This is a genomic window from Streptomyces carminius, from assembly GCF_002794255.1.
GTDB lineage: Bacteria > Actinomycetota > Actinomycetes > Streptomycetales > Streptomycetaceae > Streptomyces > Streptomyces carminius.
The window spans coordinates 25,752-48,318 of sequence record NZ_PGGW01000033.1; the positions used below are offsets into that span (position 1 = coordinate 25,752).

16 protein-coding genes and 1 pseudogene are annotated in these 22,567 nt (G+C 69.4%); 5 read left to right on the top strand and 12 right to left on the bottom strand.

What is annotated here, in order from left to right; all coding sequences use genetic code 11:
* Positions 1–187: 187 nt before the first annotated feature.
* The 4 genes and pseudogenes from CUT44_RS08795 to CUT44_RS08810 all read right to left on the bottom strand — a co-directional run.
* Positions 188–569 (bottom strand): annotated as a pseudogene (locus CUT44_RS08795) (GNAT family N-acetyltransferase); the annotation flags it as partial.
* Positions 570–776: 207 nt separating this feature from the next.
* The gene (locus CUT44_RS08800; RefSeq protein ID WP_100201624.1) at positions 777–1,292 is read right to left on the bottom strand and encodes a YfbM family protein; all 516 of its coding nucleotides are present in this window, start codon (positions 1,290–1,292) and stop codon (positions 777–779) included.
* 211 nt (positions 1,293–1,503) lie between these two features.
* Complete coding sequence (locus CUT44_RS08805) at positions 1,504–2,139, bottom strand: hypothetical protein (protein WP_100201613.1); 636 nt, start codon at positions 2,137–2,139, stop codon at positions 1,504–1,506.
* A 660-nt stretch (positions 2,140–2,799) separates the two neighbouring features.
* Positions 2,800–3,306, bottom strand: coding sequence for a DsbA family protein (locus tag CUT44_RS08810; RefSeq protein ID WP_332888258.1), 507 nt, complete (start codon positions 3,304–3,306; stop codon positions 2,800–2,802).
* A gap of 137 nt (positions 3,307–3,443) precedes the next feature.
* Here CUT44_RS08810 and CUT44_RS08815 point away from each other — a divergent pair, with 137 nt between their 5' ends.
* Positions 3,444–4,025 (top strand): DUF4352 domain-containing protein, encoded by a 582-nt coding sequence (locus CUT44_RS08815; protein ID WP_146252189.1) that lies wholly within the window; start codon positions 3,444–3,446, stop codon positions 4,023–4,025.
* A gap of 609 nt (positions 4,026–4,634) precedes the next feature.
* The gene (locus CUT44_RS08820; RefSeq protein WP_233221323.1) at positions 4,635–6,131 is read left to right on the top strand and encodes a serine/threonine-protein kinase; all 1,497 of its coding nucleotides are present in this window, start codon (positions 4,635–4,637) and stop codon (positions 6,129–6,131) included.
* Positions 6,132–6,208: 77 nt separating this feature from the next.
* On the opposite strand, the gene CUT44_RS08825 is transcribed toward CUT44_RS08820, so the two are convergent.
* The 4 genes from CUT44_RS08825 to CUT44_RS08840 all read right to left on the bottom strand — a co-directional run bounded on the left by CUT44_RS08825 (position 6,209) and on the right by CUT44_RS08840 (position 10,292).
* Positions 6,209–6,859, bottom strand: coding sequence for a DUF6417 family protein (locus tag CUT44_RS08825; protein ID WP_100201616.1), 651 nt, complete (start codon positions 6,857–6,859; stop codon positions 6,209–6,211).
* A 496-nt stretch (positions 6,860–7,355) separates the two neighbouring features.
* Positions 7,356–8,660: a hypothetical protein gene (locus CUT44_RS08830; RefSeq protein ID WP_146252190.1), complete on the bottom strand. Its 1,305-nt coding sequence runs from the start codon at positions 8,658–8,660 to the stop codon at positions 7,356–7,358.
* Positions 8,661–8,723: 63 nt separating this feature from the next.
* On the bottom strand, positions 8,724–9,614 hold the full coding sequence (locus CUT44_RS08835) for a hypothetical protein (RefSeq protein WP_146252191.1): 891 nt from the start codon (positions 9,612–9,614) through the stop codon (positions 8,724–8,726).
* A gap of 177 nt (positions 9,615–9,791) precedes the next feature.
* Complete coding sequence (locus tag CUT44_RS08840; protein ID WP_233221324.1) at positions 9,792–10,292, bottom strand: hypothetical protein; 501 nt, start codon at positions 10,290–10,292, stop codon at positions 9,792–9,794.
* Between the two features lie 151 nt (positions 10,293–10,443).
* On the opposite strand from CUT44_RS08840, the gene CUT44_RS08845 reads away from it, so the two are divergent.
* On the top strand, positions 10,444–11,232 hold the full coding sequence (locus CUT44_RS08845; protein WP_100201627.1) for a hypothetical protein: 789 nt from the start codon (positions 10,444–10,446) through the stop codon (positions 11,230–11,232).
* A gap of 187 nt (positions 11,233–11,419) precedes the next feature.
* On the opposite strand, the gene CUT44_RS08850 is transcribed toward CUT44_RS08845, so the two are convergent.
* Positions 11,420–13,414, bottom strand: coding sequence for an SsgA family sporulation/cell division regulator (locus CUT44_RS08850; protein WP_100201619.1), 1,995 nt, complete (start codon positions 13,412–13,414; stop codon positions 11,420–11,422).
* Positions 13,411–14,214: an ECF-type sigma factor gene (locus CUT44_RS08855; RefSeq protein ID WP_233221325.1), complete on the bottom strand. Its 804-nt coding sequence runs from the start codon at positions 14,212–14,214 to the stop codon at positions 13,411–13,413. Before CUT44_RS08855 ends, CUT44_RS08850 begins: the two co-directional genes overlap by 4 nt.
* A gap of 272 nt (positions 14,215–14,486) precedes the next feature.
* On the opposite strand from CUT44_RS08855, the gene CUT44_RS08860 reads away from it, so the two are divergent.
* Positions 14,487–14,828, top strand: coding sequence for a hypothetical protein (locus tag CUT44_RS08860; RefSeq protein ID WP_100201620.1), 342 nt, complete (start codon positions 14,487–14,489; stop codon positions 14,826–14,828).
* Between the two features lie 642 nt (positions 14,829–15,470).
* Here the strand turns inward: CUT44_RS08860 and CUT44_RS08865 are convergent.
* Complete coding sequence (locus CUT44_RS08865; RefSeq protein WP_100201621.1) at positions 15,471–16,154, bottom strand: Lsr2 family DNA-binding protein; 684 nt, start codon at positions 16,152–16,154, stop codon at positions 15,471–15,473.
* Positions 16,151–20,875, bottom strand: a complete 4,725-nt coding sequence (locus tag CUT44_RS08870) for an RHS repeat-associated core domain-containing protein (RefSeq protein ID WP_100201622.1) — start codon at positions 20,873–20,875, stop codon at positions 16,151–16,153. Before CUT44_RS08870 ends, CUT44_RS08865 begins: the two co-directional genes overlap by 4 nt.
* Positions 20,876–21,321: 446 nt before the next feature.
* Here CUT44_RS08870 and CUT44_RS08875 point away from each other — a divergent pair, with 446 nt between their 5' ends.
* Positions 21,322–22,530 carry an IS110 family RNA-guided transposase gene (locus CUT44_RS08875; RefSeq protein ID WP_100201472.1) on the top strand — a complete coding sequence of 403 codons (1,209 nt, stop codon included), beginning with the start codon at positions 21,322–21,324 and terminating at the stop codon, positions 22,528–22,530.
* Positions 22,531–22,567: the final 37 nt, after the last annotated feature.

Sequence of the window (22,567 nt, forward strand, 5' to 3'; positions counted from 1 at the left end):
CGGGCTCCCCCGCCCGTCCCGTACGAACCAGACCGTCCGGCTGCAACGGACGTCCCGACTGTTCCTTCCCCGTCCCCGTCCCCCGTACGGCTTTCCCTTCCGACGTGCGGCCTGAGGCCGAGCGACGCGCCGAGGTCGGCGACCGCGCGATGCGCCTGGCGGCCCCGCGTTGCCGGGCACCGGCTCAACCGGGCGGCGCGGCGGCGAACCAGCCGAGTGCCGCCGCGCACGCCTCGGCGGCGTATCCGCATCCCCACGCCTGCGGCAGGAACAGGTAACCGAGCTCGCCCTCCCCGGCCTCCGCACGGACGTGCCCCGGGCGCTCCGCACCGCGCCGATCGAACGTGACCACGCCGATCATCGTCCCGTCGAGTTCGACCACGAACAGGCCCGGGCACCGCCCGTTCGAGCTCATCACGCGGTCGGGGGTCACCGAGGTAGGCGCCCACCTCCGGCGAGGCGAACACCTCGATGAGCGCCGCACGGTCCCCGGCCCCGGATGCGCGCAGCACCAGCCGCCCGGTCCTGACCGGGGCAGGCGGCCAGGCGGCGGGTCCGGGCTCAGCCATCAGCAGACCCTCCGGTAGTCCGGCCCGCCAACTCCCGGCAGACAGACCCGGACCAGGTCGCCCGAGTCGATGTCGTAGACCCGGCCGCGCAGGAACTCTTGCGCGTTCATGCCTGGCAGCATCCCAGCCACCACCAACGCCCCCGCCTCCGGCATCGAGGCGGGGCGGTGTCGGGTGGAGCAGTCCGGGCAGGGGGCCGGAGCCGGGTCAAGTCAGCATGAGAACGACGGTGTCGCCTGCTGTGGCGGCGGCGCGGAAGAACCGGGTCAGCTCCTGGTAGCGGCGCCGCAGAATGTCCAGGTCCGAGGAGACCTCAGCCTTGGATTCCGGCAGGAGATAGATATCGGCGCGGCGCATGGCCGCCAGATCGTAGTGCCGGGCAAGCTCGCCGAACGGTGTGCTGCCAAGGAAACCGGCAGCCCCGGCAACGTCCTGGGGACTCAGGTAGCGGGCGGGGCCGTAGTCCATCTCCTTCTCCAGCGAAAGCTCGGCCCCTCCGTGGATGATGTCGACCGGCATGCCGCCGTGGGCGGCAAGGAGATGGTGCAGCTTGTGCCAGGTCTTCTCGATGCTGAAGAACGGCGCCTTCTCCGGTGGCAGCGGGTCCTCATCGGCCCAGGCGTCACCAAGCTCGTCGAGGTGCTCCTGCGCCCAGGGCGGATCACCCAACGACCGCCGCAGCTCGGCCGGGGACAGGCGGACGTACTCGCAGTGGATGCCCATGAGCGCGACGCTAACCTCAGGCTCTGACAAGCCACCGACCCCATCCACCGACTTTCCCGATTCGACAACCACCGCCGGGCGGCAGGCAAGCCGGGCCAGGTCTACCCGGGTGTGGCGCGGGCCGGGGGCCTGTTCCGCCCTCCCCGTTGCGAGTCTTGCCGCGTGGCGCCCGGGGAGTCGGCCGACTGTCCGCGCGGCGGCCGGAGAGGGGTCAGTTCTGCCAGTTCACGTAGCGGGCGAAGGCCCGGTCGGGCAGGTGGGAGGCGAGCCGGTCCTGGCCGGTGCGGGACAGGCCCGTGAAGCCGCATACCGTACCGGCCAGGGTGAATATGCCGGTGAGTGTCACCAGCAGCCCTACCTCGTCGGCGCCCTGCTGCTGGTAGCCGTCCGGCGCCACGGTGCGGACCCGTACGCTGTCGCCCGCCTCGCCGCCGTGCCACACCATGCTCGCCTGCGGGTCGGTGGACCGGCCATCGTCGGAGACGAACACCCCGGAGCACACCGTGCTGTGCCCGCCCTTGCCGTTGGACTCCTGACGGCATTCCTGCGCGGTTAGCACCCCCGGTGTTCCGGCCCAGCCGGCGGCCGAGACCGTGAAGGTACCGGTGGCCGCCGCTCCGGCCAGCGTGAACGCGGCCATGCACCACCACAGGGCCCGCTTGATCCGGCCGGGCGGTGCCTGCCGTCCGCGGACCCGGCGCAGTTGGTGCTCCAGATCGGCGCGGCTGCCCGCCGGCGCCTGATATACGGCGGCCGGAGCACGGTGTCCGTCCCTGTGCGCGACCGCGGTCTTTCTGCGCCGGGCAGCCCGCCGCGCCCGCATGCTCTTGCTTCTCGTCTTCGTCATCCGCCCGCCCCGTGCCGCTCCTCGCTGCGGGAGCCTCCCGCTGATGTGGTCGGCTCTCCCCGGGCGGGCCTGATGCTTCCACGCGGCCGGACGGGCGGCACTGCCCGACCCCGGCAACATCACCAGGCCGGTGCCTGCCGGGCCGCGCGTTGAGCGCGGGACCGCACGCTGCGGGGCCCGTCGTGGCCGGCGGTGGACAGCTGCACCTCCCAGCCGATCCGGTGGCCGTCGGCTTCCACCGGGGCGTCGGTGCAGATCCCGCGGGCGGCCACTTCGGTGTCGGCATCTACCCCCGGTACGCACGAACCCTGCGCTGCTGCGGACCAACACCCATCGCTCCACCTCCCACTACATGGTATTGCGGCCGTCAGTTGAATCCACCCTGGGTGCCGTGGTCGGTGTGTACGGCCGCCCCGGCAAGGCTGCCGCGGGTCCGCTCCACGGCGGCCAGCGCCGCGATCAAGGCCGCGCGCCCCTTCGGGCAGTTGTCGGTTACGCGGTGATGTGTTAGACCCGGGCATCCTGGTGGGGCCACGGTGGTCTACAAGCCAAGGCCGTCTCGTGCCAGCAGCTTGTTCTGGATCCGCTACAGCAGGTCGGCGAAGGAAGTGGCGTCCAGCAGGATCCCGTTGTACTCCAGCGGGATCCGCTTGCCGTTGATCACAGCAGTGGGCGTGCCCTGGCCTTCGGGTTCTCCTCGTCTCCGGCGCGTTCATAGGCCTTCTGGGAGGCGGTCACGCAGGCCTGGTACTTCGTGGTCTTCACCGCGGTGTCGAACTTTGGGCCGCGCAGGCCCTCGACCTGGCTGGCGAGTTCCAGCAAGAGGGCGTCGGTGTAGCCGTCGGCGCTCTCCTCGGGCTGGTGGGTGTAGAGCGCCTCGTGGTACTCGGCGAATCTGTCCTCCCCCAGTGCGGCGCGCAGCGCGTTGACCGCCTTCTTCGAGCCGCTTCCGCCCGCCCGGTCGTCCAGGAGCGACGCCAGGGTGTACTCGGTGTTCGCTTCCCGCCGGATCGTCGCCGCCCGCAGTTCGGGGCCACCGCCGAAGACCTCGGACTCCTTGCACTTGCGGTACGGGCACTGCGGATCCTCGTACAGGTGCACCGTGAGTGCGACTCCCGGATCACCCACTGTGATCGTGGTGCCGTCTGCGCCGAGCTTCTCCGGCAAGTCCTTCACCCTCGCGTACGGAGCGTCCGTCTCAGCGGCTGATACCTCGGCAGCGCGGGCTGTACCTCGCCGGGCGCAGAAATATTTTACAGGTCGCACTGACGGGGTGATGCTGGATACAGGGGGGCAGTGAAGAAGTGATCAACATTTCAGAGATCGCGATGAAACCCAAGAATGCCTCTATCGGCGCTGCCGTAGCGGCCCTCTTTCTCGGCAGCGCCGCTGCCTGCGGAAATGCCGATAGCGGCGAGGACACCTCGTCTACGCCACCGCCAAGCACCGCGCCCCAGGAACCGCCACCACGTCAGTTGAAAGCCGGGCAGACCGTTACCGCCACGACCGAGGACGGAGCTGCTGCCATAACCCTGCTGTCCGTGGAGAACACAACTGCTATCGGCGACGCGAAGGCGGACGCCGGTCAGCAGTTCGTCATCTACACCATGCAGGTCAAGAACCTCGGCGACACAGTATGGGACACCTACTGGCTGGGAAGCCCCCGCTGGTCCGGCGCTGACGGAGAAGCCGTCAACCCTGTCTTCGTGGCCGGGCCTGAAGACCCCGACCTGATCCCGTACAGGCCGTTCTCCAGCACGCCCGAGCCGCGTCCCGGCGAGCATGTGAAGGCGACCCAGGTTCTCGGGGTTCCGAACAACCCTGGCACGTTGCAGTTCGAGGACAGCGAAGGAAACACCCAGTTCAACATCGCAATCACACGGTGACAGCACATGCTGCGAGGCGCGGGCGCGCTCACAGTCGGCTACGTGGCTGAGGTACTCGTGGAGCAGGTTGAGGCTGCCTGAGTAGCCGAGTGCACGATTCCCTTCGGACAGATACTTGGCCGGTCTGCCGGACTCGATGGTGCGCTGTCAACGTAGGTGGTCGCAGCGGGGGTGCCCAGGCAGGCGCGGTACTGGGGCGGCTAACGCAGCAGGTCGGGCTCGGGTGTGCGGTGTGCCGCTTAACGATGTTCAGGACCAAGTTCACAGTCTGCGGGCACAGTTCGGCGGGCATGGCCGTTTTCGGGCAGGTCGTGGGCGGCGTGCCAGCGCGCCAGGGCAGTGCGCTCGCGGATGAGTTCCCTGCGGCCTTCGCCCAACACCTGCTGTGGGCCACCGTCGCTTTCTCGGCGCCCGGGTCGGGCTGCGTTTGGGTGCCTCGGTGTGCTGGCAACCCTGCGCGGTAAGTGGGCGATCGGTAGCATACGGTGACTGTTGGACGTAGTCGATCGTGTTGGGGGCTTGGTGTCTAGCCGTATCCAGCCGGTGCAGCCTGACGACCCACATCGTATTGGCCCGTACCGTGTCTCGGGCCGGTTCGGGGTGGGCGGCATGGGCACGGTGTATGCGGCGCTCGATGCTTCGGGGCAGCGCATAGCGGTTAAATCTCTCCATCCCGCTCTGGCAGCCGATGAGGAGTTCCGTTCCCGTTTCCGGCGGGAGGTGCGGATCTCCATGCGGGTGAAGGGTCCCTGTCTGGTGCCGGTGCATGATGCCGACACCGACGGGCCCACTCCATGGCTTGCTACCTGCTTTGTGCCCGGCCCTACTCTCGAGCAGCATCTGGCCGCAAGCGGTGCGTTGGAGGGGGCGCGGCTGTACGCGTTGGCTGCCGGTGTCGCGGCCGCGCTGGCTGCGATTCATGAGGCCGGTGTCGTCCATCGGGATATGAAGCCGCAGAATGTCATCCTCGCCCCGGCCGGTCCCCGGGTACTGGATTTCGGTATCGCTCACGCGCTGGGCGGGACCTCGGTGACACGCACCGGTGTGCTGACGGGAACGCCCGGCTGGATCAGTCCCGAGCATTACCGCACCGGTGAGGTGAGCGCTGCGGGGGACGTCTTCGCGTGGGGTGCCCTGGTCGCCTATGCCGCGACCGGACGTCTTCCTTTCGGTACTGGAGCTCCAGATGCTGTGGCTTTCCGGGTCATCTGCGCTGAGCCAGATCTTGTGGGCGTACCGGATGCTCTGCTGCCCCTGGTGGAGCGGGCGCTGGCCAAAGAGCCCGGTGACCGGCCGTCCGCCGCCGAGCTCAGGGACCGTTGCATAGCCCTGCTTGCTGCGCAGGCCACGTCGGCTGCTGCACGTGGTCAGCAGCCGACGCTGGTTGCGGATCTGGTGAGCGCCCACTGGGACCTGTCTCTTGGGGAGGATGTGGTCTGGGGTTGCGCCGTGCCGCGTCGCGCTCGTCTCAGGGTGTCTCTTGCCATTGCTGCAGCCGCTGCCGTCGCGGGTGCCGTGGGGGGAGTTCTCGCGGCGTCCGGGGACGCGGCGGAGCAGAAACCGCAGGCGGCGCCAGCAGATAACAAGAGGAAGGCTACGACGGGTAGTAGTGCCCCGGCCGAGGTCGGCAGGCAATCGCCCAACTCGTCGGCTTCTCCTCCCTCTACCGCGGCCAGCTCCGCCGCTGAAGCACGCACACCAGCGCCAGCCCCCTCCCTGTCGCTGCGGCCCGCACCGTTCACCTACCTGCCGGACCAGTTGGACTGCACCCCGCCTCGGCAGCCCGAGGTCGAGGGAGCCTGGCAGTACTTCTCCGTAGACGATGTCCGGGCCGGGGATGCGGTGGAACTCGGGATCCGCAATAAGTACGGCAACTTCGACCCCGTACAAGCCGAGATGTCCCTACTGGCCCGCGTCTACATGCCCGATGGCACTTCCCGGCTGGCACGGACGACCATCCGCTCCGACACACCAGCCACCGTGACCTGGCCCGGAGATTTCCCCGGTACCACGGCTCACTACCCACCAGGCACATACACCGTGGTCTGGCTGACAGGCGACGACTCCGACCGCTTCATCACCTGCACAGGATTCACCGCGCAGTAACCGCCCCCCGATACCGCTGGCACACCCGCGTTCTGCCTGGCACCGGCGGGGATTCGCAGCTCTGCTGCGGAAAGTGGTCACTCCGGGTTCACCATGCCGACGGCAGCCTCGGCGCAGGGCGCGGGAGGGACGGGGCGGGGGTGGGTGAGGTCGTAGGCGCGGTGCAGGCGGTTGCGGGGAGCGACCTGTCCGGCCAGGGCTTCCAGGTGCGCCGCGTGGGCTAGGCCCGCAAGGCCGGTGCCGTCGAGTTGGAGGCGCCAGCGGTTGGCGGCGGTGTCCAGGTGGGCTTCGATCAGCGCCTCCCATAGCGTCCCAGCCGCTGCCGGAGCGGCGGCCAGGCCGGGGAGGAGGTGGGTGTAGCGGCGCAGCAGGAGCATCTCGCGGGGTTGGAGAGCGATCTCGCGGTAGGCCGGATCGGCCGCTTTGGCCGTCCAGGCCGGACATGGTGGGGCGGCGTCTGTGCGCCCCTGGTGCCAGGCCAGCGCGTTCAGGCCGTCGGGGGTGATGCGGACCGCCCGTGCTGTGGTTGGGCGGGAGGAGTTTGCGCGGAGCACTTCTTCAGCCGGGACGGTGCGGCACAGCCCTGCCCACTCCAGCGCCCGCACCGCCTCCGCCTCCGTCGTGCCGCCCACCGGCATCCACGTCTGGCGCACCGTCTCTGCGGCCTGTTCCCTCTCCGCCAGGCGCTCGAGCACCGCCCACTGCCCACCGGTGATCTTGCCGACCATCCCGCCGTGCCCCCCTTCTTCTCTGCCGGACTCCCGAAGCCGGTACCGCAAAGGCCAGGGGTGGGATCCTGCCTCACTACACGCTGCCCAGGGGGCGTTTCCGCCCGTACATCACCCGTACAGCCACCTTCTGTTTCTTGGCCGGTGCTGCCGGCGGCCGCAAGATTTTTACCGGGGCTTCTCCCGCCGTATTGCGTACGAGCCGGTCGCCGTCGGTGGGCGGGTATGCCGGTGAGGGTCTGCCGCTGCTGGCGAGCCAGGGCAGCCCTGCCTCCAGCCGACCCGGGCGGGCTTCTTTGAGTCGTCCAGGGTGTTCTGGGCGCGCCGGTCGTGCAAGCCGTGCAGGCACAGCGTCCGCCGCAACCGGTCTGCGGTGGCCTGGTGGAAGAGCCGAACACGGTGAGAATCTCTGTCTCTCGTGCGCCTGGTGGCTTTCATGCCCAGGTGCACCGGTTAGAGGCCAGGGGTTCCGGTTCATTGCGCCGGCTGCGGCTGATTACCTTTGCTTGGGCTCGTACGGACTCCAGCCGTGCAGGTAGGGGCGTAGGTCCTGCGGGGTGATGTCCGGGTCCGGTGGGAGGCCCGGATTATGTGGCAGAGGGTCGATGCTCTTGGCGTAGGCGCGCGCCCAGGCGATCCACTGCGCGACCGTCTCCGGTGTGGCGGTACCGGGCTGGTGCTCTTCCAATGCCTGGCAGTAGTCGCGGATGGCAGTGGCTTCCTGCCAGGCGTGGACTTGTGCGCGCAGGGTCTTCAGGCGGTGGGCTTCGATGAAGTCGGTGCGGGCTTGCTCCATGGCGGCCAGCCAGCGCTGGCGGGTTTCGTTCTCTGCGCGTTGTCGTGCCAGTTGTCGTTCGTGTTCGATGCGGGCGCGGTGGGCGACTTCGCGCAGGACGTCGGGGAGTTTGTCCTCCAGGCGCCAGCGTTGCCGGTCCCCCCAGCGGTAGCGGCGCCCTGGATGCGCGTATGAGTGCTCGAGGCTGAGTTCGAGTTGGTGGGAGGGGTGTGTGGTGCGCGCCGTGACGCGCTGCCAGGAGTACTTGATGCCTTCGGTGTCGGGCACCTCGTGGGAGCCTTCGGTGAAGGAGAGGGGGAAAGTGTGTTCGCCTGCGGTGATGACGAGGCTTGCTGACGAGGTGGAGGCGGGGGCGCCGGCGGTGTGGCCTTGTTGCTGCGCGGCGAGGCAGAGCGCGTGGAGGATCCGGCGGGCGCGGGACCGGCAGTTGGGGCAGACCGGTAGGGGCGTGTCGCGGGCTGCGGGGTGCAGGCGGGTGGTGAGCAGATCGGCGGGGACGGCGATGGGGGCTGTCTGCGGTGTGTCGCGTGCCGGTGTGGGACCTGGTCTCAGGGTGATGATCATGTCGCCCTTGTCACGTCCGGTGTACTGCAGATGGTGGCCGTCTGGGACCAGATGCTCTGCTCTTGCGGCGTGCAGGAGACGGCGTAGCCGGGCGCGTTCGGCTGCGGAGGGGTCGGTGATGTGGAGCGTGCCGTCGGCCTGTCGGATGGTCGTGATCAGGTGGGCGGCGTCGTTCCCGGTGGAGTCGGATGCCCTGGGGCTCGCGGCGCCGGGTGCGGCGGGGTGGGGGTTCGTGGTGTCGTTTTCGGCCAGGTACTGGCGGCCGGCGTCGGTGGCGGCGGCGGTCCAGCGGCCGTTGGCCCAGGTGGTGGTGACCAATTTCCTGTGGCGCAGTGCGTAGACGGTGACGGCCAGGTCGGAGTCGGCGGAGGTGACCTGTGGGCCGTGGCAGATGCGGCGCAGGACGTTGAGTTGGCGTTCGTTGAGCCGGGGGCGGGGCACTGGATGCGGCTCCTTGTCTCCACTCCGTTGTCGTGTCGGCAGCAGGGGGTACACCGGGTGGGGTCAGTCTCGGCCGGAGAGGGTGTGGCGGAGGGTTTCGAGTGGGATGCCGAGTTCGCGTTCGAAGCGGCTGGCTGCTGCGGTCTGTCCGGCCTGCCGGAGGCAGGTGATGGCTGCTTCCATGAGCTTGCCGATGCGTACCACCTCGGTGCGCAGTGCTTGGAGCTCATCGAGGCGCTCTGCGGTCTCGGCGCCGCACCACTGGCGCAGCAGGTCGCGGGCCGGTCGGTAGATGCGGTCGACTTCCGCGCAGGTCTCGGGGCTGATGTGCGTGCCCGGGTTTTTACCACGGCCGGGGTAGTACTGGCCGTAGGTGGCCTCGTGGTGGGCTTGCTGGTCTTTCTCGGCCATGAGGGCAACGAGTTGGTCGGCTCGGGTCTTGGCCAGGAGGCGCGTGACGGCCAGGGTGGTGGGCCACGGCGCGACGACTGCTCCTTCGGCGTCGGTGAAGGCTCGTGCGTCGGCGGAGAAGAAGGTCTCGGGTACGTCAAGAAGTTCGGCCAGGGCCGGTGCGTCGTGGATGTAGAGGATGCCGCATTCCCGGGCGTTGTAGCCGACCGTTGCCAGGTCCGTCCACCACTGCTCGTCGAAGAGGGTGCAGACGGCGAGGAACTCCGGGTCGTGGTCGTCAGGGCTGTCACGTGTCAGATCGTTCCACCGCTGCTGGTCTGCCAGCCACGCGTCCTTTTTATGCCATGGCACTCGTAGCCGGGCCGGAGGCACCCATTCCTCGCGGCCTTCTGCGTCTTCCGCTACGAAACGGACTTTGATCCGCGTCGGACGCTTCGTGCCTTTTTTGAGGACCTCAACCTCGTAGACCGGGCCGTGGTACGGCGCCGCCCGGTACGCCCACCGCTCCCCCGGTTCTCTGCGCTGTTCTTCTGTGCCGACCACGTCACCATGCTGCCCACGTTCTGGGGTGATGCGGGGCGTATTCAGGCAAAAGGGTGACGGGCCGGAAGAGCGTCTTGTGCCTGGGCGGCTTGTGGCCAGCACGGGCCTTTGCCGGCGGTCAGCGGGTGCGCGGCACCCAGAGGGCGGTCCTGCTCTGGGTGTGGCAGCGGTGGTTGGTCATGCGCTGCGCTGGAAGGTGATGGTGCCGAAGACGTCGTCGAAGAGGTGGGCTCGTCGGGTGCTGATGAGGTGGTAGGCGCCGCTGGTGGGGTGGCTGGCGTGGCAGGTGTAGTGGAGGACTTCCGCTGGGGTGAGGACGCGGAGGTCGCCCAGGACGTAGTACAGCGGTACGGGTGCGTTGGCGCCCATGAATTGCAGGCCGGCCAGGGCGCATCTGCGGGAGATCGCGTAGCGGCTGGAGGTGGTGCTGGGCATGCGGGTTTTGGCGTCCACGGTGACAAGGTCGCTGCCGCGGGCGGCGATCAGGTCGGGGAAGTAGCGAAGAGCGGAGTCGGTGTGGCGCAGGGCGTTTTGGATCTGCGCCGGGAAGGTGCCCTGCCCGCAGAGGTGGACGGTCCACCCGCGGGCTTCCAGGGCGTAGGCCACGGCCTGCTCGTGTCGGTCGCCGGTGGTTTTCCGCGCTGGCCAGTCGGCCAGTGTTGCTTCTCTCCTGCCCACACACTCTCCCGTAGTACGAAGCCTCACTATTCCGTACTACGAAGTTAGCGGATACCATGCCACCATGGCAGAGTACGTTGACCCACGTTTTCGTCCCACGCTATGGCCGGGATCGGCGGTCCCGACTCCCCCCGTCGTGCCGCTCAAGGGAGTGGAGACTGACGGAGACTGGATCACCTGGCCTCTTGAGGCATCCCGGGGGCAGTCCGCAGTGCAGCTGCCGGACGACTTCTACCTGCGCGAGCTGATGGAACTGTCCGCGGACGACCTCGAAGGCGTCGCCCGCATCTTCAGCACCTACGGGCCGCTTTTCGACCTGGACGGCCGGGAGCTCGACCAGAGCAGCTGGGACGAGGACGCCATCGCGCAAGTCCGGGCCGCCATCCAGCAGCATCCCCCTAACCAGTCACGTCCCGGTGTTCACCGCGACCTGGTCCGGCTGCACCTGCAAGAAGCCCAGGACGCCGTCGCGACATGGCTGGCCTGCCAGCGTGAAGGAGGGCTGGAACAACTCGTTGCACCGGACGTCACCGAGACCCACCTGGAGCAGCTGCGAGCCCAGGCCCCGCACCAAGAGGAGCCCTGGCCCGCCTCCCTCGAGATGCTGCGGGAGATCCTCATCCAGCTGCGCGTCCAGCAACTAGAGGGTGCGCTGCAAGCCGCACTGCGCAACTTCAGCATCGGTATCGGCACCCTGGCCGACCGGCACCCCACCGTCTACTCCGTCTGCTTCCTGCAGCTATACAACCACCTCGCCGAGGGCGCGTTCGTCCGCCAGTGCGCCAACGAGACCTGCCGCCGGTACTTCGTCCGCCAGCGCGGACGCGCCACATACGGCCAGCACCGCACCACCGGCGTCATCTACTGCTCCCGCGAATGCGCCCGCGCCCAGGCCCAGCGCGCCCTACGCCGGCGCCGCAGGCACCAGACCGCCCCCTGACCTGGGCACGGGCCCCGGCCAGAGCACCATCATGACCTGCCCGCGGACCGGCCGACTCCCCCCGTCAGAGAGGGCCGGGCGCCGGAGAACCTCCCCCGCATACCGCGGTCCGTGGTCGGGTCAGTTGCACTGAAGCTGGCACTATCCGCTGCGCAGCGACGCGGAGCCGCTCAGTGGCTGGGCAGGGCTACTCGCCAGTGCTGGGGCAGATGAGCTTGGTCAGTGCGCTTTCCCATGCGCTGGGGGAACTCGCCGGTGTGATCATGGCCTCCTCGTGCGCCGAGGGCTCGCTGGCGTCGAGGAAGGCGACGGCGTCGTCTCGTGCCATCGACAGCAGCGCGGTGCCCTCGGGGGATCGCAGGCGGATGAAGATCCGCCTGCTCCCGGCAGGGCTCGGCTCTTCAGGCCCGGGCCACACGATCACATCGCCGATACCGACGCTTTGGTACAGGCCGTCGGCCAGCAGTTCACGGGCGAAGACCCAGGTGCGTTCTTCATCGGTGCCGGCGTTGAAGACAGCCGTGATCGCGTACCTGTCCGCGGCGCGGTGGACCAGCCGGGCCGGCAGCCGTTTGCCGTCGTCGTCTTCGCTCTGGTGCAGTCGCATCCATAGCTGTGCGTGGTGCTCGGGCCCGCCGCTGCTCTGCCTGCTCCGCAGTAAAAGCCCGCCGTCCGCACCAGGGCGCGCTGGCGTCTGCGGGGAGCGAGTGGTTCTCGGCGGGGCGTGGACGGCGCCGCCTGCGGCAGCGGGGTGGTCTGCCCTGTGTGCATGCCGACCCGTGGGTGCGGCGGGCACCAGCAGTGTGCTGGGCCGGGGCTCGTAGGCGTCCATGTCCGGCAGCGGGGGCGGCTGGGCAGGGATGGCGCGGCGATGCGCCGGGGCCAGATCCACCGCCTGTTCCACGGCTACCAGCAGGTGAGGCGGAGAAAACACAGAATGCTCCTCCTTAAGGCTCACATCTGGAAGTGTCCCGGAGGCCGCGTTCACATGTCGGTGGTCAAAGTTCCCTCCCGCGCCGGGGGAACATGCCTGACAGGCCAGCTCGCTCATGATGCGGTGCGCTGCCCCGGCCGCCCGCGTGTCTGCTGTGTGCCGCGTGGGGAGATCCTGCGAGCAGGGGTGGTTCCAAAGGGCTGGTTGCACCACTTGCAGAAGGTCGGTCATGCATGCGGCGGACAGCCCGCCGTGCTCGTTTTCCACTGCGAAATCCGGCGACGCAGTGGCGCGCGGAACTTCCTGAAGGGGCTCCCAGCTCCCTTGGCGGGTGATCGACCTCACCAGGAATCGCCACCAGGCCGTGGGGAGTTCCAGCTTCTTGTGCCGTGTTTTCGCCGACCGGCAGAAGTCCAGGTCGGCCCCTCCCACCGTCGCCGTATCGGGCCGCTGCCCGCAGCCGCTGACGATGTAGGCAAAATCGCCTGCAGTCAGACCGGAATTCGAACCACGATCCGCCCGTGCCGAGGAGCACAGTACGAAGTCGCCGCCCATGGCCAGTATTGAACCCCACGTGACCGGCAGCCTGGAGAGGGCGTAGTCGGCGGTCGGCCTGGAGTGAGTCCACCGGCTGCTTGCCAGCAACAGCGCAGTGGCGGCCGGCGCAGTCTTGCCTGTACCCAGTGTGCACCGCAGGTAGGTGTGCTCCCCCCGTGGGAGCATGCCGGCCCGCAGTGCTTCCAGCGCATACTCGAGGGTGGTGCGGTGCAGCCGCGGCGGACTCAGGTACCTCAGGTACACGGGCGGCAGCCAGGACTCCAGCGAGCAGGTGTCGTACGGGGCCGCGACGTGCGTCGGCAGGCGGCTGTTGTCCTCTGCCCAGGAGATGTGCCGCAGAGACGACACGGGAGGGCGTTCTGTCCCTGTCAGGCCGATGAGCGCCTCGGTGAAGATCCCCAGCAGCAGATGACGGGCGCCCTTGCGTACGGTGTGCTTCTGGCCGGTCTCTCCGTCGCCCTCACGTGCGGCTGGGTGTTCTGGGGCTTCTTCGGTCCGGGCTTGGCTGCCGCTGTTGCCGACGGCGTCCGGCTCGGCGGCGGCGTGCAGCCGGCGCCGAGCCTCGTCGGGGATGGCTGTGCCGAGGGCGCGCACGTGGGGTGCGCCCAGGCTGGAGGCGGCCATGAGGGCCGCGAACTCGGCATCGTCAGCGGTGGTGGTGTGCATCGCCTCGTCCTTGTGGACACTCATCGTGCTCCCCCCTCCCCCAGTCGGCTCTGGTCAAAGCCGCTGGCGGAAACCTTGGTGCGGGCGCGGGCCAGGCGCCTCTCGAGTGCCTTGGGTGTCAGGTCGACCTGGTCGGCAGCCTCGGCCTGGGTGTAACCCAGGGCCATCCACACGAGCGCCTCACGCAACTGCTCATCTGGCAGCAGCGGGCGCAGTCGGCGGATGTCGTCGTAGAGGGCGGCAGTGCGGGCGGGGTCGGTGGCGCGCTGGTCGGGGATGTCGCGCCGGGCGTGGAGGAGGTCGTCACTGTCGTCGCCGCGGCGGTCCAGCTCGGCCTGCCCCAGACGGTGGGTTTTGAACCAGCGGGTGTAGACGGCAGAAAAGGCGAGGATGTTGGCGCCCACGAAGTAGGTCGTCAGGCTGGCGCCGCCGTGCGGGGTCCACTTGCCACGAACCAGGCCGTGCTCACGAAACAGGATGCTGCCTTCGATGACGGTGTCGGTAACGACCTGAGTGCGGTCCTCGTACGCCCACGTCCAGGTGGTGGGCAGCATGTCCGGCGATACGGGGCGGCCCATGCCGGCCGTGCGGTCGAATATGTGCCCGCTCGCGCTCCAGGCGCTCAGCGTGCGCCACCCGTACTCCATTAACTCCTCGATGAAGGCCTGGTAGTGGGGGCCGGTGAAACCGCGGCGGCGCAGGAACTCCACCAGGGCGGCGTCGGCCTCCCGGCGCTGGGCGCGCGCCGATGCGTCCTCCGCAGCGTGCCCGCCGGCGAGGGACTCCTCCAAGATGTGCAGGGAGCCGTTCGTCTCGGCGGTCACCTGCTTGCTGTGCGGCGTAGCGCCGCGGGGAGCACGCCCCTCACAGATCCCATCCGGCACACTTCGCTCCCTTGCCCGTCCCCCGGCGGGCCCCGAACCCACCGCTTGCTCAACAAGGTCATAGGCGGGCCGCGCGGTTCTTCCCCCTCCCACCCCCTACACAAGAAATGTGATGTGCATCACAAGGGGGATGGCGGGGGCCGGCCTTCTACACCCGCAACAGGTAGCCACCGCAGCTGCGGTGGCCGACGATCACCTCACCGGAGGACACCATGACCACGCACCCCATCCCGGAGCAGCACCACGACCCCGCCGGCGGTCAGGCCACCGGCCAGCACTGCCCCGCTGACCACCACCTCGGCCACGCCCCGCAGGCCCCGCACCACCAGCATCCGCCCGTCGGCTCACATCCCCCACGGCCCCCCGCCCCCGGCGGAGGGCAGCCCCTCCTGTGCCTGCGCAGCGCCCTCATCCTGCTGCTCGGCACCCTCACCGCCACCGGCGCCGCTGTGCTGACCTACCTCGCTCAGCACAACACCGCCACTGCCTTCCTGGCCGGCGGCGCAGCTTTCGCCGGCGCCGTCCTGTTCTTCCACACCATCATCGCCGCTTGACACCCGGCGGCCGGGCTACGAGCCAGAGCCTGTAGCCCGGCCGCCGTGCTGGGGTCTGTCAAACGTTCGGCTCTGTCTCACATTCGGTGGTAACAGGCAGTTACGGCAATGGTGGACAGGTCATCGCTCATAAACGCAGGTCCGCGCGTCGTGACAGTCGTTCCCGGTTCCGGCCGACAGGTCGGCGCCTGTCCGTGAGAAGTCGGCGCAACAACCTCGGCGCCTCCGATGTGTTGCCGTCTGTTGCGGAGCACCGAGGCCAGAGCATCGTTCGCACTCTCTGTGAGGCCGAGGCGACCAGTTCTCGCGCTCCGTCACCACCGAATGTGAGACAGAGCCGAACGTTTTACAGTCCCCCGTGCTGCTGATCCGGCTCCCTCACTTCGGGCTGAATGAACGAAGTAAGTGCCTGCGGCAGAGCGAGCCTCTTGTTGGAGCAAGGTCAGCCACACCATTCGAGGCCGTCGCCGGTCTGCTGTCCCACCAGCAGACCGCGGATCTGGCGTCGGCACGGCGGAGGTGACCCCGAAGTGCGCCGCCATCCTCGACCTGGCGTCCCCAACAGCGCCGAGCCGCTTTGTGCCGTGGCACGCGCGCCCGGCCCGGCGTGCGGGCACGGTGTGGCCCAGAGGGCGTGTGGGGTCAGGCGGGGTGGGCTTCTTCCCAGGCTTGGAGGATCGGTGCGGGGATGCGTCCGCGGTCGGGGAGGTCGTAGCCGTTGGCGCGGGCCCATGCGCGGACAGCCTGAGAGTCGATGCGCCTCCCGCCGCTGCTGGGGGGCGCTGCCGGTGCGGGGCTGGCGGGGGCGGGGGACGGGGTGAAGGAGGGGCCTGCGTCAAGGAGGCCGTCGGGGAAGACGGGGACCTGTACCTGCCTGCTGAGGGTGGCGGTGAGGAACTCGGTCAGGGTGCCGTCGAAGGTGTACCAGGTGTGGCCGCGGGCCTCGTTGACGGTGAGGCGCCAGGTGTCGGGGTCGGTCTGGGGGGTGGTGATCCAGAACAGGTGGTTGCCGTTGTCGGTCACCCCGATGGCAAACAATGTCTGGGGGTCGTGGGGGACGGGGAATGTGTCCTGGTCGCGGTCCTGGGTGAGCTGGGCGCGCAGGGTGGCCGGCATGGGGCCGGTGAGGTTGACCCACGGGGTGGGTGCGTGGGGGTGGTAGATGCGGAGGAAGTCGCAGAACGCGCCGGGCCCGTAGGTGGCAGCCAGGTGTTTGTAGTCGTCGGGCAGGCGCATGCCCAGGGCGGTCTCGACGGCCGGCCAGTCCACGGCTGGGACGTCGGCGGGTGGGGGGCAGAGCCGGGTCAGGTCGTTGAGGCCGGTCATGGCAGGAGTCCTTGGCGGTGTCGCTGCTGCTGTGCGTGGGCGGGGTTGTCCAGGGTGGTGTCCACGATCGTTTTTCCGTGCTGATCGTAGGCTTCGAGCTGGATGTACTTCGGTACGGAGTCTTTCTGGTCGTCGCTGTACTCCAGGTAGACGTTGTAGGTGACGATCTTTCCGTCTTTTTCGACCGCGTTGTGGATGGCTTGTTCGAAGTCCCGCATCTCGGGGCTGTTCGTCGGGTTCTGCGTGATGGTGAACAGGTTGTCCAGGGTGTCGCCGGAGCCGCCGAGCATCCGGGCGAGCAGGTGGCCTCGTGCCTGGTTGTAGTCGCCGCCGAGGAAGCCGGGCGGTCTGAGGGAGTTGTCGGCGTGGGTGCCCTCGTCCAGCATGTCGCGGGTGATGGTCGCGTTCATCTCGTAGGGGCGGCCGTGCTCGTCGCGGGTGAAGGTGACCCGTCCGCCCCAGGTGGGGTCGGCTTCGCAGCCGGCCAGGCCGAGGGGGTCGGCCAGGGTGAAGGGGTTGGGGACGTAGGCGTAGTGGTTGATGGCGGGTGCGAGGCCGAGCGGGTCGGGGGTGAGGTAGCGGCCGAGGTCGGGGTCGTAGTAGCGGTTGAGGTTGTAGTGGAGGCCGGTTTCGGGGTCGTAGTACTGGCCGGGGTAGCGCAGCGGGGTGTAGGCGGTGGCGTCGCGGTTCCATTGGGTGGCGCCCCAGGTGGTGCTGCGTGTGCGCCAGGCGATGTCGCCGTCGGGGTTGATGAGTTCGCTGGGGCTGCCGTCGAGGTGGGCGACGATCGCGAAGAAGCGCCGGTCAATCTCTTGCTGGGCGGCGTCGGTTTTCGTCTCGCGCTGGGCGAGCGGGTTGAGGCCGGTGTAGTCCCAGGTGAGGGTGGTGTGGTCGGTGGTTTCCTCGGCCAGGTGCGCGCCGTCCCAGCAGTAGGTGGTGGTCTGCTGGGGGTGGCCGTCGGCGTCCAGGCGCTGTTTGGCGGTGCGCCGTCCCAGGGCGTCGTAGCAGTAGCGCCAGTGGGTGCCGTGGGGGGTCTGGGTGTGGGTGAGGCGGTCTTCGGCGTCCCAGCGGAAGTGCCAGGTGAGGGTCTTGCCGGACAGGGTGGTGGTCTGGCGGCGGATCAGGCGGCCGGCGGCGTCGTAGTGGTAGCGGGTGCGCCCGGCAGCGGTGATGCGGGTGCCCTGCTGGGTGCGGGGGCCGGTGGTGTCCTGGCCGGGGGCCTGGGTGGGCAAGGTGGTGTGGGTCTGGTCGCCGGCCGCGTTGTAGGCGTAGGTCTCGCTCCAGTTGCGGGCCTGGACGGCGGTGATGCGGCCGGAGGCGTCCAGGGTGAAGGTACGGCGGCCGGTCAGGCTGTCGTCGATGGCGGTGGGGGCGCCGTCGGGGCGGTAGGTGAAGGTGCGGGTCAGCAGGTCGGTGCCGGGTACGGTCAGGGCCTGGCCGGTGAGGCGGCCGACGGCGTCCCAGGTGTGGTGGAGGGCGAGGCGGCCGTCGAGGTTCCGGGTGGTTTCGCGGCCCAGCGCGTCGCGGTCGAAGCGGAAGGTGTGCTCGCCTGCGGTGTAGGTGGCCAGGCCTTGCGGGGTGTAGGTGAGGGTGCTGGTGGCGCCGGAGGGGGTGCGGCGGTGGGTGCGGCGGCCGGCGGTGTCGTAGGCGAGGGTGAGGGTGCTGCCGTTGACGGTTTCGGCCACCACCCGTCCGGCGGCGTCGTGTGCGATGTCGATGGTGGCGTGGGCGTTGGTCAGGCGTGAGAGGTGGCCGGCCGCGTCGTGGGTGAAGGTGGAGACCGAGCCGTCGTCGTGGCGGAGTTCGGTGACGCGGCCCAGCACGTCGCGTGCGAAGGTCAGGGACTGGCCGGCGGCGTTGGTGCGGCGGGTCAGGCGGCCGGCCGGGTCGTGTTCGTAGGTCACGGTGCGGCCGTCGAAGTCGGTCTCGGCGGTGAGGCGGCCGGCCGCGTCGTAGGTGTAGTGCCAGGTCAGACCCTGGGCGTTGGTGACACCGGTCAGGCGTAGTTCGGTGTCGTGGGTGAAGCGGTACTCGCCGTCGGTGGTGCGGGTGGTGGTGGGCTGGTCGAAGTGGGTGAAGGTGTGGGTGCGGGTGCGGCCCATGCGGTCGGTGTGGCTGAGCAGGTTGCCTTCGCTGTCCCAGGTCCATTCCTCCCGGGTGCCGTCCGGCAGTTCCCGCCAGGCCGGCTTGCCCTGGATGGTCCAGCCTTGGCGCACGGTGTTGCTCAGGGCGTCGGTGGCCGAGGTGACGCGGCCGAAGGTGTCCCGGGTGCAGGTGGCGGTCGCGCCGTCGGGTGCGGTGACCGCCACCGGGAGGCCGGCCGGGTTGGGGGTGACTCTCGTGGTCTGGCCCAGGGCGTCGCGGATGGCGGTCAGGTGGCCGTGGGCGTTGACCGTGTAGTGGGTGGTCGCGCCGGCCGGGTCGGTGGAGGCCAGGAGGTTGCCGCGGTCGTCGTAGGTGTAGCGCACCTGTCGTCCGCCGCGTTCGGTGACCTCAACGGGCAGGTGCAGCTCGTTGTAGGCGGCGGTGGTGCGTACCCCGTCGGGGGCGGTCATCGCCGTGAGGTTGCCGTGGGCATCGCGCTCGAAGCGCGTGGTGTGGCCCAGGGCGTCGGTGACGGTCAGCAGCTGGTCGTGGCGGTCGAAGTCGAAGTGCGTGGTGTGGCCGAGCGGGTCGGTTTCGGCGATGACCTGTTGGAGCTGGTTGATGCGGTAGGTCGTGGTGGCGCCGGTGGAGTCGGTGAAGCGCGTGGTGCGGTGGCCGTCCGCGTCGGCGGGCTCGTAGGCGAAGGTGGAGGACAAAACGCCTGCCGGGCCGATCGTGCGGGTGACTCGTCCTTCGGTGTCGTACACGTAGCGGTAGGTGGAGTCGTTGCGGTCCCTCCAGGAGGTGACCCGGCCGGCGTCGTCGTAGGTGAGCGTCAGCGGCGGGCCGGAGGAGTTCGTCACGGCGGTCAGGTGGCCGGCCTCGTCGTAGCCGAAAGCAGCGACCTGGACGGGGCCGTCGGGGGTGCGCAGGGACAGTGCCGTGACGCGCCCGGGGCCGGCCTCGCAGGTGACCTCGATCCGGTAGCCGCCGTCGTGGAGTACCGCGGTGGGCAGCCCGCCGGCGCCGCGGGTGAGGTGGACGGTGGTGCCGTTGCGGTCTGTGATCTCGCTCAGCCAGTACAGGGTGTCCTGGTACGGGCTGCCGGTGAAGAAACGTGTCAGGCCCGAGCGGTGGTCGGTGATGGTGTAGGTCACCTCGCCCAGCGCGCTGCGCTCGGCGAAGGCCAGGGGGAGCCGGTCGCCTTCGACGGGCCAGACGGGGTCCTTGCCCTCGTCCGGGAGATGGGGGTAGGACAGGACGGCGCCGTCCTCCCGTGCCCACAGTGCTCCCTGGGCGGTCAGCTCCAGGCGTTCGTCCAGGGTGGAGGCCCAGCTGGGGCCGAACCAGCAGCCGTAGCGGTAGCTGGACAGATGGGTGCGGCGCAAGGCCAGCGGCAGTACACCGGGCAGGGCCAGATCGGTCTGGGACAGGACCATCTCGCCGCTGGCCACATCCACCGGGTCGGTCTTGCAGCGGCGCTTGGACAGCGAGACGGCCCTCTCCCGCGGCCGGTCCTGCACCTCCCGCAGGGAACGGGGGCGCTCCGGCCCGCGGCCCGGACCGGGGCCGGGCCGGGCCGCGTCGCCGGGCCCGCGGCCTGGTCCGCGGCCGCCGCGGTCGTCCCCGCTGACGGTGATTTTGTCGAAGTGGTCGCGGGTGGCGCGCTCGTTGGTCTTGTGGGAGTCGGAGATGTTGCGCACGCCCTTGGGCAGGCCGCCGCCCATGTGGTCGCCCAGGTGCTTGGTGGCCTTCTCCAAGGAGCCCATCATCTTGTCGGCGACCGTATCGATGGCCTGGGCGATGTCGTCCTTGCCGCGGGTGCGGTTGTGGTTGCTCTTCGCGCGGGTCAGTTTGCCGGTGGTGCGTCCGTTGAGCGAGACGCTCACCCCGTTGAGCTTCAGGGCGGCCCGGTCGTGCTCGTCGTGGTCGATGTCCAGCTTGCCCAGCATCCCGCCCAGGTGGGGAACGCCGTCGGCAGAAGCCAGGTTCAAGCCGCCGTCCTTGAGGCCTTCCTTGCCCGCCTCGCCGACCTGGTTCATATCCACGCCGTCCTGGATGCCCAGGCCGTTGGAGGCGAGCTGGACGACCAGGTCGGCGGCCATGTTCTCCAGCGCCGCCACCGCCGGCTCGGTCATCGCGGTCACGATCTCCTGGACGGCCAGGTCCAGCATCTCCTTGATCGCCCGCTTGACCGCGATGCGGCAGGCCTGGATCGCGCCCGCCCCGATCAGCGCGGACAGCCCCGCGGTGAAAGGGGCGGCGGCCAGGGAGATACCGGCCGAGGCTGCGCACGCGGTCAGCTCACCGACCGCGACCCATTTGCGGCCCTCGATGATGTCGGCCGCGGCGTCCATGGCGTTGGCGAAGATCCTGGCCGCCTCCGCCAGATCGGCCATGTGCGTGCCCTTGACCTTGCCCCAGTAGCCCGACAGCGCGGTCAGCGCCTCACTCTGGCCCGAGGAGATCAGCCGCTCCATCCCCTTGTGCGCGGCGTGGGCGTCCTCATCCACATCATCGGCGAAGTCCCGCAGGTCCTTGGCCATGTCGCGGTAGGCGTCCTCGTCCACGTTGGGCCAGCCCACCCCGATCAGATCAAGGATGGCATCCACACCGTCCGGCAGCACCACAGCCATGGGCCTGTTCCCCCTGTCGCCCGTCCCAGCCCCCGCGAGTCGGCCAACTACTCTTCCATACACGCCTGTTGAGCACCGACCGGTTTCCGGGCAGGTCACACGAACAGACCAGCAAGACTCCTTGCCAGGCTCTGCCGGGCCGGATACGCCCCACGGCGCCCAGCCCGCAGCAGCGGCCTGCCCCGTTACCTTCTTCGTGGCCCCGAAACGGGGCTCCTGGCCTCCGGGCCCGGCATGACTGTTGCCCCCTGTCGCTCGAATGACCTGGGGGGTGGTGTCACCGGGCCCGAGGGCACCGACTGACCGCTGATGAGAGGCCCGACCGCCATCCGGCCCGGCGCAAGGCCGGGCCACCTGGGGGTGGCAGGTCTGCGTAACGTGGATGCGCGCATACGGTGCCAGCGCCCCGAGGCCGGGACGGACACAAGCCACCCTCGGGGGGTACGGTGCTCGACACCAGCGAGATCGCGGTCTACCTGGGCCTGGACGTCGGCAAGGGCGACCACCACGGCCACGCTCTGACACCGGCGGGAAAGACCGTCTTCGACAAGCGGCTGCCCAACAGCGAACCGAAGCTGCGGGCCGTCTTCGACAAGCTCCGCGGGAAGTTTGGCACCGTCCTGGTCGTCGTCGACCAGCCCGCCTCGATCGGCGCCCTGCCGCTGACCGTGGCCCGGGACACGGGCTGCCACGTCGCCTACCTGCCAGGACTGGCAATGCGGCGGATCGCCGACCTCTACCCCGGCGAGGCCAAGACCGACGCCAAGGACGCGGCCGTGATCGCGGACGCCGCCCGCACCATGCCCCACACCCTGCGCGCCCTCGACCTCGCCGACGAGACTGCCGCCCAGCTGACCATGCTCGTGGGCTTCGACGAGGACCTCACCGGTGAGGCCACCCGCACCTCCAACCGGCTGCGCGGCCTGCTCACCCAATTCCACCCCTCCCTGGAGCGGGTCCTGGGCCCGCGCCTGGACCACCCGGCGGTCACCCACCTGCTGGAGCGCTTCGGATCCCCGCAGGCCCTGCGCAAGGCCGGCCGCCGCCAGCTGGTCAACCTGCTGCGGCCCAAGGCCCCGCGTATGGCCGAACGCCTCGTGGGCGACATCTTCGACGCCCTCGACGAACAGACCGTCGTCGTTCCCGGCACCAGCACCCTGGACGTCATCGTGCCCTCGCTCGCGAGATCCCTGGCCGCCGTCCACCAGCAACGACGGGCCCTGGAAGTCCAGATCAGCGAGCTGTTGGAGGCCCACCCTCTTTCGAAGGTCCTGACCTCGATGCCCGGAGTCGGGGTCAGGACCGCAGCCACCCTGCTGGTGACCGTGGGCGATGGCAGCAGCTTCCCCAGCGCCGCCCACCTGGCCTCCTACGCCGGCCTCGCCCCGGCCACGAAGTCCTCCGGGTCCTCCATCCACGGCGAACACGCCCCACGCACTGGAAACCGGCAGCTCAAACGCGCGATGTTCCTCTCCGCCTTCGCCGCCCTGCACGACCCGGCCTCCCGCACCTACTACGACAGATGCCGGGCCCGCGGCAAGACCCACACCCAAGCCCTCCTCCGCCTCGCCCGCCATCGCATCAGCGTGCTGTTCGCCATGCTCCGCGACGGCACCTTCTACGAACCCCGCACCTCCGAAGCAACCGCCGCATGACCAACACGGGCTTGATGAAAGACATAGAGGCACCCCC